We start from the raw sequence: 14,081 nt of genomic DNA on the forward strand, positions 1-14,081 counted from the left end.
CCGCGCCTGCAGATCAACGCGCAGAACTGCGTGCACTGCAAGACCTGCGACATCAAGGACCCCACCCAGAACATCAACTGGGTCGTCCCCGAGGGCGGCGGCGGCCCGAACTATCCCGGTGGGATGTAAGCCCGCTCTACCGTCGCGGTCCGAAGCGCTTGCGCGGGGCGCCGCGGAAACCGGCCTTGGGCGGCGGCTCGCGCCGCTGCCCGGCGGACCGCGCCCCGCGCGTGGCGAGCAGATCGGCCAGACGCCGGCTGACCTCGCCGCGGCGGCTGCGCACAGCCTCCCGTTCCGGGAACAGGGACGGGAACTTGCGCGCCGCCCAGTAATAGAGGTCGCAGGCCCGCGACAACCCCTCCAGCGCCGCCCCGTCCAGCCCGTCGAGCCGCGCCGGGACGAAGCGCCCGAGCGGTGACGGCTCCCCGGCCTCCACGGCGCCGAGGATGGCGGCGAGGATGCGTGCCTCGGCCTCGTCCTCCAGGTCGGCGGGGATCAGCAGCAGGTCCAGCTTGGCGGGCAGGCTCAGCCGCCGCTCGTCCAACATCACCGCCAGCCGCCGCATCCCCGACAAGTCGCCCACCCGGTAGGGCGACCCAGCCGTGCGGGCGTCGGCGAAGCAGTCGAGCAGCAGGACCGTCTCCTCCGTCCCGATATGCCCGGCCAGACGGGCCAGCATGGCGCGGGTCGGCCGCACGGTCAGCGGGGCGTCGGCCCGCAGCCGTCCGTCCGCCTTCTCCAACAGAGTGCGCAGGGCCTGCGGCGTGCCGCGGCCGACCACGCCGAACTCCCCCGACTCGAATTTGCCGAAGCGCCCGGCACGGCCGGCGATCTGCTTGACCTCCGTCGCGGTCAGCGGGCGGACGCTGGTCCCGTCGAACTTCTCCAGCGCGGTGAACAGCACGCGGCGGCAGGGCAGGTTCAGCCCCATGCCGATGGCGTCGGTCGCCACCACCACGTCGGCCTCGCCGGACAGGAAGCGCGCCGCCTCCCGCCGCCGCACCTCCGGGGCCAGCGCGCCGTAGACCGCGGCGACCGACAGGCCCTTGGCGCGCAGCGTGTCGCGCACGGAATGGATTTCCCGTCGGGAGAAGGCGATCAGCGCGTCGCCGGGCTCCACCTCCTCCCAGTTCAGGCGGCGGTCGATCAGGGTCAGCGGCACCTTGCGCTCCAGTTCGATCACCTCCAGCCGCTCGCCGAGATGGGCCGCCACCCGCTCGACCAGCGGACGGGCCTCCGGGGCGCCCAGGATGTAGACGGTGTCCGCCGGCGCGCCCATCAGCGCCGCCGTCCAGGCCCAGCCGCGGTCGGGATCGGCGAGCATCTGGATCTCGTCGATCACCGCCACCTCCACCGGGCGGTCGGGGTCCATCACCTCGATGGTCGAGGCGGTGTGGCGGGCGCCGGGCGTCGTGATCGCCTCCTCGCCGGTCAGCAGGGAGGCGGGTGTGCCCTCTGCGTTCAGCCGCTCCATCACCTCCAGCGCCAGCAGGCGCAGCGGCGCCAGATAGATGCCGTCCCAGGCGCCCCTCAGCGCCTCGATGGCGTGGTGGGTCTTGCCGGAGTTGGTCGGGCCGACCACCAGGACCAGCCGCCGCCCCAGCCCGCGGGCCACCGGGAACAGCTTCTCGAAGCGGGCGAGGTCGAAATGCCGGTCCACATAGGCGCGGCCGCGCGCCTCCGCCCGCTCGCGCCGCCACACGGCGAACTCGCGGTCCCAGCGCTCCAGCAACTCGTCCACGCCATGGCGGTTGCGGGCGGCGCGGGACAGCCGGTCGGCCAGCGAGGCGAAGGTCCAGCTGTCCTCCGTTCCGTCCGTCTCCCCAGCGTAGCGGTGCAGCCGGGCGGCGGTGCGCGACAGCGCGTCCTCCAGCGCGGTGGCCAGCGCCGGGTCGCCCTCCAGCCGCAGGGCCAGATCGTCGTCCGTCAGGTCGGCCAGTTCCATGGCGTCGAGCGCGCGTGACACCTGGAGCCGCACCGGGGCGGGCAGGCCGGGCCAGGGCAGGTCCTCGCTGCGCACCGCCCTGACCCGCGTGCGGTCGTCCGCCGGGTGCAGGCTGGTCGACCAGCCCTCCAGCGCGCGTCGCCCCTGGGAGAGCAGGGCGTTGCGCCGCCGCGCGCGGTCGAGCGTCCCCTGGATTTCCAGAAGCACCGCCTCGCGGCGCTCCGCCGGGACCAGCAGGTCGCGCTTGCCCTTGGGCAACGGCAGGCCGAGCGGCACCAGACCCAGCCCCTCGCCATGGGCCACCCGCGCCACGCCCGCGGCGGCGGCGGTCACCACGTCGGGGTGGGCGCTGGCCAGCTCGTGCACCAGATGCGGGTCGGCGGACTCGTCGGCGCCGGAAGTGTCGGGGGAGGTCATGTCCATAGGGCGCGGTCTCTGGAGAACTTTTCACAAATTCGCACTGGCGATCCGAGCCCATCCATGTCATGAGCCACGTCCCGCAGGGGCAGTCCCGGCCCCGAGGCAGGCATCAAGCCATGACCAGACCGCTCCGCGCAAAGATTCTCCGACCCGACCTCGATCCGGCCGCCCGCAAGGGCGCCAGCGGGGAGAACCGCTGCCGCTGCTGCGGGCGGCCCGGCGGCGCCGTCGTGCGCTGCCTGCCGGACGGGCGTTGGTACGACGCCGCCGACCAGACCTGGCGCGACGGGCGCGGGCGGCGGGCGGCCTGGCCCGACGTGGTGGAGTATGCCGAGACCCGCGACGTGCAGGTCGTCGTCCGCCCGGTCCGCCCCTCCGGCAACCCGGAGGCCCGCCCGAAGAATCTCTGCCGCCGCTGCCACATGCAGGAGGAAGCGTTGCGCAACGCCATCCGTTCCCGCATCCGGGCGCGGATGCGCCGCGCGCTGGGCGACCTGTTCCTCGGTGACTATTCGGCGCCGGGCATTCTGGAGCGCGCGATGGCGCTCTACCGCCGCAAGCCCTGATGGTCCGCTACACGGGTTCCTGCGGCTCGCCGGGCATGGGCGGGGCCTCCACCGGCTCGTCCGGCGGGGCGTCGGGCGGCGGCGGCATGGGGATCGGCACGTCGGGTTCCTGGCGGGGCGGCGGGTAGGGGCTCATGTCCGGTTTCCGATGATGGGGTGGGCTGTCCTGTGGAAACACCGCCTCTGCGCAATCGCTCCACCGGCGCGGCGCATGACCAAAATCAAAGCGACGGACCGGGGCATCGGGGAGAATGCCCGCGAAAGGATCGCCCGCCCATGCCCAGAAGCTTCATCCTCGCCCCGCTTGCCAAGACCCAGGCCGATCAGGCGCTGCCCGTCGTCCAGACCCTGCACCGCAACATGACCCTGGACGAGTGGCGGGAGGTGGCCTCCCTCTTCCTGCAGTCCGGCGGCGACGGCGGGGTGATGGCCTGCGAGATGAGCGACGGCCACATCCGCGGCCTGTTCTGCTACCGCGTCAGTGCCGAAGGAATGATCCGCGTGCTGACGGTGCCGATCTTCATCGCGGTGGGGCTGTTCGACGCGGCGGTGACCTCGGCGGCGCAGGCCGACGGCATCGACCTGCTGGCGCGTAAGCTGGGCTGCTCGTCGGTGGTGGTGGACGAGCGCGGCTGCGTCGTCGCGGCGACCGCGCCGAAGCTCGACGCTGCGGGCCTGTTCACCCGGCTGGGCTATCGCCGGGTCGGGCAGGCCTTCGTGAAGGACGTGGCGGCGGGGTTCGGCGGCGAGGGCTATCCGGTGGCGGGCCGGGCCTGAAACGGAATGGAGCGGGGGATCAGGCGGCGGCTTCGAGCACCGCCGGGTCCTCGATGCGGATGCGGTCGTTGGTCAGGCGGGTGATCGCCCCGGCGCCCTCCAGCTTGCGCAGGACGCGCGACAGCGTTTCGGGGCGCAGGCCGAGATAGGCGCCGATGTCCACCTTCGGCATGGGAAGGAAGACGCTGGGCGTGCCGTCCGCTAGGGGCCGCGACCGCCGCGACAGGGCGAGGAGGAAGCTGGACACCCGCTCCACCGCCGTCTTGCAGCCGAGCAGCAGGATCTGGTCCTGCGCCGCCGACAGCTCGACCGAGGTCATGGCGAGCAGCCGCCCCTGCACCGCCGGGTGCCGCTCCATCAGGCGGCGCAGCGCCGTTCGCGACATGCGGCAGACGGTGGAGGCGGTGACCGTCTCCGCGGTGTAGGCGTAGCCCGTGCCCACCGCCAGCCCGATCACGTCGCCCGCGGTGGCGAATCCGGTGATCTGCTGCCGACCGTCCGGCAGGGTCTTGTAGAGCTTCAGCATGCCCGACATGACGGTGAAGACGGCATCGGCCTCCTCCCCCTCCATCACCACCGGGGTCGCCGACAGCAGGTCCAGCGGACGGGACGTCGTTGACAGGTCGGGAAGGTCCCCGGCGGTCAAGGCGCCGCACAGGCCCTTGCTCCGTGCCGAGCAGCCGGCGCAACGACCGGTCACCGCCTCCGCCGTCCGCGGCTGCGGGGCGGGAATCGGCGGCGGGGCAACGGCTTCGGCGGCAATGGTGGCGACGGAGAAGGTCATGTCTTGTACCCCTGGTCTGTCTCGCTTCGGCGCCGTCAACGGCGCGCTCGATTCGGACGTCCGGTCCAGGCCAAAATCAGACTAAGGTCCTGGAACCGAGCCAAAGGTATGAAGTTCGACCAGGACCCGCCCTGATCTGGATCAACCGGACCCCGGATCGCCCGGCCATGGAAACGCCCAAGCTACGGGGCAGCCAGACAAGGCGACGGCCCGGAGGATGGTCCGGGCCGTGGGGGGTGACGTCTCTGCGGCTCAGAAGGTCCGACCGGGCCGTCCGCGCGGCGGGAAGCGGCTGGAGGTGGCGCGCATGGTGTCCTCCGGCATCGGCATGGTGCCGGACTCCGCATCCTCCTCGTCGCCGCGGGGGCGGCGGGCATCGCGGTCCGTCACCCGCGCCGCCTCGGCGCGGGACAGCGAGGATTCCAGCTCGCGGATGCGCGCCTGCAGGCTGCCGACGACCGCGGCGCCCGCCTGACGGGACTTGAACTGTTCGAGATCCTGCTTCAGGCGGAGCAACTGGCTCTTCTGTTCCTGAAGGCTCGGCCCGTCCCGGCGCTTCGTCACGCGATAGACTTTTTCGTCGAATCGGTTCACTGCGTTCCTCCTGTCTGCTCTTAAGCAGATTGGGTCGGCGCGCCGCTGCACCATCGTTCGAATGGGATAGGCCCTGCATTTCCACCGCTGGTGGCAGCGGCGGCGATCGGTGTCCGGCGGTCAGGGCATCCGTTCATTGACGCTTCGCTCGGCGGCGACCGCGGTGGCCAGCGCGTCGCGGTATCGACGCAGCCGCGCGTAGGTCGGCCAGGCCATGCCGACCAGCGGGTCGCACCAGTGGACCAGCACCATCAGCCCCATTCCGGCGAATCCGCCGATCAGCGTGCCGTAGAGCAGGCCGGGCAGGGCGCCCAAGATCCAGGGATCGGACAGCCGCCCGGCGTCGTAGGCCTGCATCCCCGCCATCCCCAGCGTGGCCGCCAGGGCGAGCAGGACCCCGACACGGCCCGGCGCGTACCAGATTCGCAAATCCTCCCGAGTCAGCCCATAATCCTCAGGCACCGGGCGCGCCGTGGCCTCCGCGGCGCCGTCCGGGAGCGCGCCGCCATCCCGGGGCGTGCCGGACACCTCGACCGGGGCCCCGCCACCTTCGATCACCCGCCAGCGCTGCCGTGGGCAGCCGCCATTGTCTTCCAGCCGTTCCATCGCGCGATATTGCGCGGGTGGAGGGGATTCGGCAACGGCGCTGTTTCGCGGCGTTCTGACCTGGAAACTCAGCCGGGGCGGCCTTCCGCCGAACCCGTGCCGACAGCCGGCCGGAAACCGCCATCGGACGGCATGGCCTCGCAGTCCGCCTCCCGGGCGTACTTCACGATGCTGCCGTCGGCCAGCCGCAAATCATAGGATGGATGCCCACCCAAGGTCCGCGCGATCACCATGGCGTCCTGCCCATGATGCCGGACCTTCGTGCCCAGTCGCAGCATGGTTCCAACTCCCGCATCCCGAGTTTCGTTAACGAAACCTTACCTCAGGTTGCCGTCAACGGACGAGCAACAAAAAGAGGCATCGGAATGGGGCGGCGAGCCGCGACGATCAGGCGATGTGTGGGTGGAGGAGGAAGAGTAGGTGGTTTGGTTGGGGGACTAGGATTCGAACCTAGGTAGCCAGAGTCAGAGTCTGGAGTCCTACCGCTAGACGATCCCCCAATGGTGGTCCCGACTGGGATTGAACCAGTGACCCCTACGATGTCAACGTAGTGCTCTCCCGCTGAGCTACAGGACCAAACCGCGAGATACCTAAACCTAACCACAAGAAACGTGGCGCGAGTGACGGGACTTGAACCCGCGGCCTCCGGCGTGACAGGCCGGCGCTCTAACCAACTGAGCTACACCCGCGTCGTAGGCGACCTTCTAAAGAACAAAGACCGCCGAAGCAAGCACTAAATTCAACCTTACCCAACTTACTCAAGTCAACCAACCAACCGCCGAAGAAGTTGGTGGAGCCGAGGGGGATCGAACCCCTGACCTCCTCATTGCGAACGAGGCGCTCTCCCATCTGAGCTACGGCCCCATGGTGCTGCCAGAGAGGATTGAACTCTCGACCTCTCCCTTACCAAGGGAGTGCTCTACCACTGAGCTACGGCAGCGTCCGGCGGGAGCGGGTGAATAGCAATCCAGGCGGCCCCCTGTCAAAGGGAAAAATATCGAAGGGGGCATTTCTTTCTTTTCACCCCGCCAAGGGCCGCAGGCGGCACTTGCATCCCGCCGCTGACGCGGGGCATCTGTGCCCCATTCCGACCATGCCCGACCGACAGGTTTTCCCCGTGGATGAGGTTCTGACCGAAGCGCGCCGCCTGATCGCGGCGCGGCATTACCGGCAGGCGGTGCGCCTGCTGCGGGACACCGCGGCTGACTCTGCCGGGTCCGCCGAGCGCGACCGGCTGACCGGCATGGCCGCTCTGGGCCGCCGCGACGCCACCGCCGCCACCGCCGCGCTGCGCCGTGCCCTGACGCGCGAGCCGGGGCACTCGGAAACCCTCTATCATCTGGCCCAGGCCGTGCTGGCTGGCGGAGACCGCTTGCAGGCCGTGCGGTGGCTGGAGCGGGTCGCGGCGGCCGATCCCGCCTATCCCGGCCTCCGCGAGGCGCTGGCCGGCGCCTACCGCCGCGACGCCCTCTATGAAGAAGTGCTGGAGGTGACCGGAGAGGCGCTGACCGCCGGAAACCGGTCGGCGGACATCCTCTATGAGCGGGCGGTCAGTCTCGCCCATCTCGGCGACGCGGCGGGCGCGCTGGCCGTCTTCGACGAGCGGCTGGCCGACGATCCGGAACACGCCGCCGCGTGGTTCGGCAGCCATGCCGCGGCACTGGGCCTGAACGGGGTGGAGGACGCGCTGCGCCGCCTGCGCCGGGCCGCGGACTGTCCGGGGGCGGCGGGCAAATACTGGGGCTTCCTGTGCGCCTATCTGCTGCTGCTGGGCCGCGACGCGGAGGCCGAGGCGCTGTACGGCGAGAAGCTGGCCGGTCAGCCGAAGCGCTTGGCCCTGGTGGAGGCGGTGACGGCGATTCGTCCGCACCTCGCCCCGGACGCGCGGTTGTTCGGTGTGGGGGCGGACCTGCTGCGTTTCGCGCTGGAGAGGGCCTGGGTGCCCGGTTTGGTGCTGGAATTCGGCGTGCGCCGCGGCACGTCGCTGAACCAGATCGCCGCGGTGGCCGGGCAGACCGTGCACGGCTTCGATTCGTTCGAAGGGCTGCCGGAGGGCTGGGTGAACGCGCCGCGCGGCGTGCTCAGCACGGGCAAGAGCCTGCCGCCGGTGCGCGACAACGCGGTGCTGCACGCGGGCTGGTTCGAGGACACGCTGCCGCCCTTCCTGACGGCCCATGACGGCGCGGTGCGCTTCGTCAATGTGGACAGCGACATCTACTCGTCGGCGCGGACGGTGCTGACCGCCCTGGCGTCGCGCTTCCGGGCGGGGACGGTTCTGGTCTTCGACGAGTTCATCGGGAACCGGACCTGGCGCGAGGACGAGTACCGCGCCTTCATGGAATATGCCGCCGAGTCTGGTGCGGCATGGGAGATCATCGCCGTCAGCCCGCACACCAAGCAAGTGGCGATCCGGCTGACCGCGCTTCCGGTGTCGTGACGGGGCTCCCGCCCCGGCCGTCGTTTCCGCGCGAGAGCAGGAACGGCGGCCGGGGCAGGGGGCGTGCCGGGTGTTAGGACACGATGCGCCAGCTGCCGTCCGGCTGCTGGCAGGCGGTGCCGTTGGCCCGCTCGGCCTTGCCGCCGACATAGACGGTCTGCTGGTACTCGCGGCAGTAGTTGCCGGAGTTGTCGCGGCCGTCGCGGATCGGGGTGATGGTGCCGCGGTTGCCCGATTCCGGGTTGTTCCACTGGATGGTCGAGCCCATCGGCGCCGCATAGGCCTGGGTGGCGGCGCGCTGGGCGTAGCCCTCGTCCGCGCGGTCGAGCGACTGGCCAAGCTCGCTGCCGAGATAGGCGCCGAGCAGCGTGCCCACACCGGTGGTGATGAGCTTGCCGGTGCCGCCGCCGAACTGCGAACCGATCACGCCGCCAGCCGCCGCGCCGCCAAGCGCGCCGACCGTCTGCTTGGTCCCCAAGCCGCTGCCGCCGCCGCTTTGGGCACAGGCGGTCAGCGACAGGGCGACAAGGGCGGTAACAGCGATCTTCTTCATGGGGTCTCTGCCTCTTGGTTCCGTATAAGCCATCAACACGTAAGGCTTCGCTTTAATCCGGGGGAGCCTGCGCTTTGGTGCGTATCACTCCCGTTCAACCGCCTCTCCCGTCATAGGCGGCGGCGGATAGAAGCACGGACCCGGTGTCCGTCGCCTGTTATCAAAATGGCGCACAAATGTCTGGCCGGCCCCGCCATGCTCGCCGCCGTTGAGCATAAGAGCGAGGGAACCATCCAATGGCTTCGACCACCACGGGCAAGACCGACGCCAAGATTGTCGTGAGTGCCTATGGGCAGTCCGCCGGAGGCATCTGGCCGCATTTCCGCCTGTTGATCGACGGCGTCGAGGTGGGCCAGGCAACCGTGAACGCCACCAGCCCGACCGCCTACAGCTTTACGGTGCCGGTCACCGCGGCGCAGGCGCACAAGGTGCAGATCCAATACGACAACGACGCCGTGGTGAACGGCCAGGACCGCTCGCTGATCGTCAGCGGGGTCTCCATCAACGGCAAGACCCACAAGCCGACCGACGCCAACGTCACCTACGACAAGGGCGCGCTCGACGGCAAGGACGTGGTCAAGGGCCAGTCCGGGATGTGGTGGAACGGCACGCTGGTGGTGGACACCCCGGCCTCCGACTTCCCCGCCGCCCCGGCGGCGCCGGTTGCCGGAACCTCGACCTTCGTGGTGAACGCGCAGGGTATCTCGGCGGGCGGCACCAACGCGCATTTCAACCTGATGGTTGACGGCAAGAAGGTGGGGGAGGGCACGGTCGGCACCGCGGCCAAGGACTACAGCTTCACCGCCAACGTGGCGCCGGACCAGGCGCACAAGGTGCAGATCCAGTATGACAACGACGCCGTGGTGAACGGGCAGGACCGCTCACTGATCGTCAACAAGGTCACGATCAACGGCAAGTCCGTCTCCGCCACCGACAGCATCGTCACCTACGACAAGGGTGCCTTGGACGGGAAGGACGTGGTCAAGGGCCAGTCCGGGATGTGGTGGAACGGCACGCTGGTGGTGGACGCCGACAAGAGCTTCTTCGCCACCGGTACGGCCACGCCGACGCCGACCCCCACGCCGTCCCCCGCCCCGACCGGGCCGGCGATCTTCGTGGCGACCAACGGCAAGGACAGCTGGTCGGGCAAGCTGGCCGCTCCCAACGCCAACGGCACCGACGGGCCGAAGGCGACTCTGACCGCCGCTCGCGACGCCATGCGCGCCGACCCGAACATCGACGTGACCTACGTCCGCGGCGGCGACTACTACATGAAGGACATGCTCTGGCTGGACGGCCAGGACAGCGGGGTCCGCTTCGCCGCCTACGGCAGCGAGAAGCCGGTCTTCCACGGCGGCTCGCTGGTTGACAACTGGGTGTCGCGCGGCAACGGCCTCTACAGCGCGCAGCTTCCCGGCGGGTCCAAGGCGGTGCTCGACCTGTCGATGGACGGCGATCGGCAGACGGTGGCCCGCACACCCAACGCCGACCCCAGCCACCCCATCGACGGCGGCTGGCTGATCGCCACCAAGGCCGGGGCCAACGCCTCCACCCAGTTCGGCTTCAAGGCGGGGGCGATCCCGACCTATTCGAGCACCGACGGGCTGATGGTCAGCGTCTTCAGCCAGCACGGATACGACAACATGACCGTGCCGGTGAAGAGCATCGACTACGGCAGCAACACCATCACGCTGGCCCAGGGCACCTACGACGCGCTCGGCGCCGGCAGCCGCTTCTACCTGTTCAACGGCAAGGATCAGCTCGACACCGCGCGGGAGTGGTTCTTCGACAAGGCGTCCAACCAGGTGCTTTTCAAGCCGGAGGGCGGGGCGGTCGCCGGGCACAAGGTCGTCGCCGCACAGCTTCCCGTTCTGATCGGGCTGGGCGGTGCCAAGAACGTGACGATCGAGGGGCTGACCCTGACCGACGGCGCGCCGGACGGGCACGCGGTCTATGCCAACAACGCCGCCGGCCTGACCTTCAAGAACAACACCGTCACCAACACCGGCTACGGCATCACGGTGGAGGGCAGCGCCAACAGCACCGTCTCCGGCAACCATTTCGCCGAGACCGGGCGGGAGGCCGTCTACGTCAAGGCGGGTTCCAACTTCACCAAGGTGTCGGACAACCTGATCCAGCACGCCAGCGCCGTCGACCACGGCGGCGACGCGCTGTGGGTGAACGGCAGCAACGACGTCGCCATCACCCACAACCAGATCGAGGACACGCCGGGCAAGGCCATCGCGGTCGGCTCCGTCCAGGCATCGGGTGACGCCACCTACCGGGCGACTATCACCCACAACAAAATCGTCGGCGCCAACCAGGAGACCAGCGACGGCGGCGGCATCTACCTGATCAACCGCCAGCAGGATCTGGCCGGCCACACGGTGGCCTACAACGAGGTGTCGGGCACCACCGCCTTCGGCAACGTGACCTGGGACGGCAAGGTCTCCCCCACCTTCCTCGACCCGACGAAGCTGGTGAGCTGGGGCATCTATCTGGACGACTGGACCAGCGGCACCACGGTGAAGGGCAACGTCGTCCACGACAACGTCGGCGGCATCTTCCTGCACGGCGGCTGGAACAACACGGTCACCGACAACATCCTGGCCGACAATCTGGGCACCCAGATCGGCCTGCAGCAGAGCGTCGGCTGGGGCGGCTGGAAGGGCACGCCGATGGCGAACAACACCATCACCCAGAACATCGTGGACGCCGGGGACGGCCGCGCGGTCGCCATCGACGGGCCGAAGACGGCGGGGACCTTCACCGGCAACTTCTACGCCGGCCTCGACCCCAACGAGGCGTTGTTCCAGGTCTGGCCGCAGGTGATGGCGAGCGGCGCCATCGGCACGCTGGCGCAGTGGCAGGCCGCCGGCTACGACAAGGGGTCCTTCACCGTCGACCCGCAGTTCACCGACGCCGCGCACGACAACTTCGCGCCGGCCGCCGGCTCGGCGGTGTACCAGCATGGGTTCGACCATCTGCCCTTCGACCAGATCGGCCTGCTGGGCTGAGGATCGCGAACGGCGAAGGGAACCGGGGGCGGGGCGGGAGCGTTATCGCGGCATGGACATCATACGCATCATCCTGGCGCTTCTGCTGCCGCCCGTCGGCGTCTTCCTCCAGGTGGGGTTCGGCGCCCAGTTCTGGATCAACGTGCTGCTGACCCTGCTCGGCTACATTCCGGGCATGATTCACGCGCTGTACGTCATCGTGAAGTACAAGGACCGCTCCCCGGCGTGAGGCCGGGGGAGCTTCCTGTCTTGGGCCCATTCTAGCCCTCTCCCCTCCGGGGAGGGGGTGGCCCGTAGGGCCTCTCGCGCTGGCCGAAGGCCAGCGCTCACGGCGGCAGGCGAATGCCTCTGGCATCCGCTGAGAGCCGGTGAGGGGGTTGCGCATGGCGGTACGTCCGGCACAAGCGCAACCCCCTCACCCTAACCCTCTCCCCGGAGGGGAGAGGGAATAAATCGCCTCGTTAAGCCGCGCGGACCTTCGCGAGGAAGCCGCTGACCTCCGTCCGCAGGCGGGCGGCGGAGCGGCTCAATTCCTGGGCGCTGCCCAGCACGCGGCCCGCCGCGGTCCCGCCCTGCGAGGCGGCGCCGCTGACCTGTACGATGGCCCCCGACACCTCCGCGGTGCCCGCCGAGGCCTGCTGGACGTTGCGGGCAATCTCCTGGGTGGCGATGCCCTGCTGCTCGACCGCCTGGGCGATGTCGTCGGCGATCTGGCTGCTCTCGCCGATGACCTGGGCGATTTCCCGGATCGACTGCACGGTGCGCAGGGTCACGTCCTGAACCCCGGCGATCTGGGCGGTGATATCCTCCGTCGCCTTGGCGGTCTGGTTGGCGAGATTCTTCACCTCGCTCGCCACCACCGCGAAGCCCTTGCCGGCCTCGCCCGCGCGGGCCGCCTCGATGGTCGCGTTCAGCGCCAGCAGGTTGGTCTGCTGGGCGATCGAGTTGATGAGCTGCACCACCTCCCCGATCTTCTGCGACGTGCTGACCAGACCTTCCGCGGTCGCCTGGGTGTCCTCGGCGTTGCGGACGGCGCGGTTGGCGATGTCGGCGGACTGGCGGACCTGCTGGCCGATGCTGCTGACCGACCCGGCGAGCTGCCCGCAGGCCGCCGCCACCGATTCCACGTTGGCGGTCGCCTGGGTCGCCGCGGCGGCGACGGTGCCGGCCTGATCGTTGGCCCGCTCCATGGTGGCGTTCAGCGTCTGGGCGGCGCCCTCCAACTCGGCGGCGGCGTGGGACACCAGCTCGACGATGGAGCCGACGCTGCGCTCGAACTGGTCGGCCAGCCCGTTCATCGCCTCGCGCTTCTCGGCCTCGGCGCGGCGTTCCGTCTCCTCCTTCTCCGACTCCATGCGGCGGGCGCGGACCATGTTATCCTTGAAGACCTGGACGGCGCGGATGATCTCGCCGACCTCGTCGCGGCTGGTCGCCTGCGGCACCGCGATGGTCAGGTCGCCCTCGGCCAGCTTCAGCGTCGTGTCGGTCAAGCGGCGCAGCGGCCGCACCGTCAGGATCGACCACCAGGCGAGTCCGGCGCCGAGCAGGACGGTCACCGCGCACAGCGAGATCATCAGAACCTGGAAGCTCTCGGACACCGTCCGGGCGTGCTTCGCCACCGCTTGGCTCTCGGCTTCCTGAAGGTCGATGAAGGCGTTGATGCGGGCCAGCCACTCGGTGAAGCCGGGGCGGGCCTGCTCGACCAGGATCTTGACGGCGCGGGCGGTGTCGCCGGCTTGGCGCGCCTCGATGACGCCGCGGGCCAGCGGCAGGGTCTTGGCCTCCGTCTGTTTGATGGAGGCGAGGATCTCGCGCTCCTTGGTGCTGATGTGGGTGCCGACGGCGAACATGCGGTCCAACTGCTCGGCCGAGCGCGCGTAATCGGCGGCCAGCCGGTCGATGGTGGCGAGTTCGGCCTTGAGCGCGGCGTCGTCGGAGAGGAGCGTGACGTCGCGCAGGCTGATCGCCCGGTCATGCACGCTGCCGCGGAAGTTGATGGCGTAGCGCTGCTTGACGTTGTTGACGTCGTTGATGGTGGAAAGGCTGTCGTTGATGCTGTTGACCTTGTAGATGGCGATGGCCGCCAGGGCGACCATCAGCACCAGGATGCTGGAGAAGCTCAGCATCAGCCGAAGGCCGACCTTGGCGTTTCGGAACCAATTCATTGTCCACACTCCCGCCGGTCCGTGTCGTCGAAGACTCGTTGGATGCCGCCGGTTGCCGATAGCCCGTCCTGCGGCGGAACCGACGATAGCACCAAAGAGTTGATACGGATTTGCCGAGAGATTGGATCAAAAGGAAAATTTTTCAGGACGCGGGAGGGGATGGCTGGGTTGAGGGATTTGTCACAGATAATTGCCCGCCGTCCGGCTAAAGTCGCGC

General features: G+C 69.4%; 14 protein-coding genes and 5 tRNA genes. 6 read left to right on the plus strand and 13 right to left on the minus strand.

The window, feature by feature from the left end; all coding sequences use genetic code 11:
* Positions 1-129, plus strand: a 129-nt coding sequence (locus JJL56_RS32855; protein ID WP_247890923.1) for a 4Fe-4S dicluster domain-containing protein, incomplete at its 5' end; no start/stop codon positions are given.
* Between the two features lie 7 nt (positions 130-136).
* Here the strand turns inward: JJL56_RS32855 and JJL56_RS00010 are convergent.
* The gene (locus tag JJL56_RS00010; protein ID WP_200483756.1) at positions 137-2,368 is read right to left on the minus strand and encodes a helicase-related protein; all 2,232 of its coding nucleotides are present in this window, start codon (positions 2,366-2,368) and stop codon (positions 137-139) included.
* A 113-nt stretch (positions 2,369-2,481) separates the two neighbouring features.
* On the opposite strand from JJL56_RS00010, the gene JJL56_RS32860 reads away from it, so the two are divergent.
* Positions 2,482-2,931 carry a hypothetical protein gene (locus JJL56_RS32860; RefSeq protein WP_247889694.1) on the plus strand — a complete coding sequence of 150 codons (450 nt, stop codon included), beginning with the start codon at positions 2,482-2,484 and terminating at the stop codon, positions 2,929-2,931.
* Between the two features lie 7 nt (positions 2,932-2,938).
* On the opposite strand, the gene JJL56_RS33595 is transcribed toward JJL56_RS32860, so the two are convergent.
* Complete coding sequence (locus JJL56_RS33595) at positions 2,939-3,067, minus strand: hypothetical protein (RefSeq protein ID WP_257792917.1); 129 nt, start codon at positions 3,065-3,067, stop codon at positions 2,939-2,941.
* 140 nt (positions 3,068-3,207) lie between these two features.
* Here JJL56_RS33595 and JJL56_RS00020 point away from each other — a divergent pair, with 140 nt between their 5' ends.
* Positions 3,208-3,708 carry a hypothetical protein gene (locus JJL56_RS00020; protein WP_145629742.1) on the plus strand — a complete coding sequence of 167 codons (501 nt, stop codon included), beginning with the start codon at positions 3,208-3,210 and terminating at the stop codon, positions 3,706-3,708.
* A gap of 19 nt (positions 3,709-3,727) precedes the next feature.
* On the opposite strand, the gene JJL56_RS00025 is transcribed toward JJL56_RS00020, so the two are convergent.
* The 9 genes from JJL56_RS00025 to JJL56_RS00065 all read right to left on the minus strand — a co-directional run bounded on the left by JJL56_RS00025 (position 3,728) and on the right by JJL56_RS00065 (position 6,632).
* Positions 3,728-4,492, minus strand: a complete 765-nt coding sequence (locus JJL56_RS00025) for a Crp/Fnr family transcriptional regulator (RefSeq protein ID WP_145629741.1) — start codon at positions 4,490-4,492, stop codon at positions 3,728-3,730.
* A 252-nt stretch (positions 4,493-4,744) separates the two neighbouring features.
* Complete coding sequence (locus JJL56_RS00030; RefSeq protein WP_145629740.1) at positions 4,745-5,086, minus strand: Gas vesicle protein V; 342 nt, start codon at positions 5,084-5,086, stop codon at positions 4,745-4,747.
* A 120-nt stretch (positions 5,087-5,206) separates the two neighbouring features.
* Positions 5,207-5,692, minus strand: a complete 486-nt coding sequence (locus JJL56_RS00035; RefSeq protein ID WP_200484344.1) for a hypothetical protein — start codon at positions 5,690-5,692, stop codon at positions 5,207-5,209.
* Positions 5,693-5,760: 68 nt separating this feature from the next.
* A complete protein-coding gene (locus JJL56_RS00040; protein ID WP_145629739.1) occupies positions 5,761-5,970 on the minus strand; it encodes a hypothetical protein in 210 nt (69 codons plus the stop codon).
* Positions 5,971-6,118: 148 nt separating this feature from the next.
* Positions 6,119-6,192 (minus strand) — tRNA-Gln (locus tag JJL56_RS00045).
* Position 6,193: 1 nt separating this feature from the next.
* Positions 6,194-6,268 (minus strand) — tRNA-Val (locus JJL56_RS00050).
* A gap of 36 nt (positions 6,269-6,304) precedes the next feature.
* A tRNA-Asp gene (locus tag JJL56_RS00055) sits at positions 6,305-6,381 on the minus strand.
* A 99-nt stretch (positions 6,382-6,480) separates the two neighbouring features.
* Positions 6,481-6,556: transfer RNA gene (locus JJL56_RS00060), tRNA-Ala, on the minus strand.
* A 1-nt stretch (position 6,557) separates the two neighbouring features.
* Positions 6,558-6,632, minus strand: a tRNA-Thr gene (locus JJL56_RS00065).
* A gap of 177 nt (positions 6,633-6,809) precedes the next feature.
* On the opposite strand from JJL56_RS00065, the gene JJL56_RS00070 reads away from it, so the two are divergent.
* A complete protein-coding gene (locus tag JJL56_RS00070; RefSeq protein ID WP_345772525.1) occupies positions 6,810-8,129 on the plus strand; it encodes a class I SAM-dependent methyltransferase in 1,320 nt (439 codons plus the stop codon).
* Between the two features lie 73 nt (positions 8,130-8,202).
* Here the strand turns inward: JJL56_RS00070 and JJL56_RS00075 are convergent, their stop codons facing one another.
* Positions 8,203-8,682 (minus strand): RT0821/Lpp0805 family surface protein, encoded by a 480-nt coding sequence (locus JJL56_RS00075; protein ID WP_145627320.1) that lies wholly within the window; start codon positions 8,680-8,682, stop codon positions 8,203-8,205.
* A gap of 236 nt (positions 8,683-8,918) precedes the next feature.
* On the opposite strand from JJL56_RS00075, the gene JJL56_RS00080 reads away from it, so the two are divergent.
* Both JJL56_RS00080 and JJL56_RS00085 read left to right on the plus strand, forming a co-directional pair.
* A complete protein-coding gene (locus JJL56_RS00080) occupies positions 8,919-11,699 on the plus strand; it encodes a carbohydrate-binding domain-containing protein (protein ID WP_200483758.1) in 2,781 nt (926 codons plus the stop codon).
* A gap of 52 nt (positions 11,700-11,751) precedes the next feature.
* The gene (locus JJL56_RS00085; protein WP_040134614.1) at positions 11,752-11,928 is read left to right on the plus strand and encodes a YqaE/Pmp3 family membrane protein; all 177 of its coding nucleotides are present in this window, start codon (positions 11,752-11,754) and stop codon (positions 11,926-11,928) included.
* 232 nt (positions 11,929-12,160) lie between these two features.
* Here JJL56_RS00085 and JJL56_RS00090 read toward each other — a convergent pair whose 3' ends face one another.
* The gene (locus tag JJL56_RS00090) at positions 12,161-13,864 is read right to left on the minus strand and encodes a methyl-accepting chemotaxis protein (protein WP_200483759.1); all 1,704 of its coding nucleotides are present in this window, start codon (positions 13,862-13,864) and stop codon (positions 12,161-12,163) included.
* Between the last annotated feature and the right edge of the window lie 217 nt (positions 13,865-14,081).

This window comes from Azospirillum aestuarii (genome assembly GCF_016632405.1).
Lineage (GTDB): Bacteria > Pseudomonadota > Alphaproteobacteria > Azospirillales > Azospirillaceae > Azospirillum > Azospirillum aestuarii.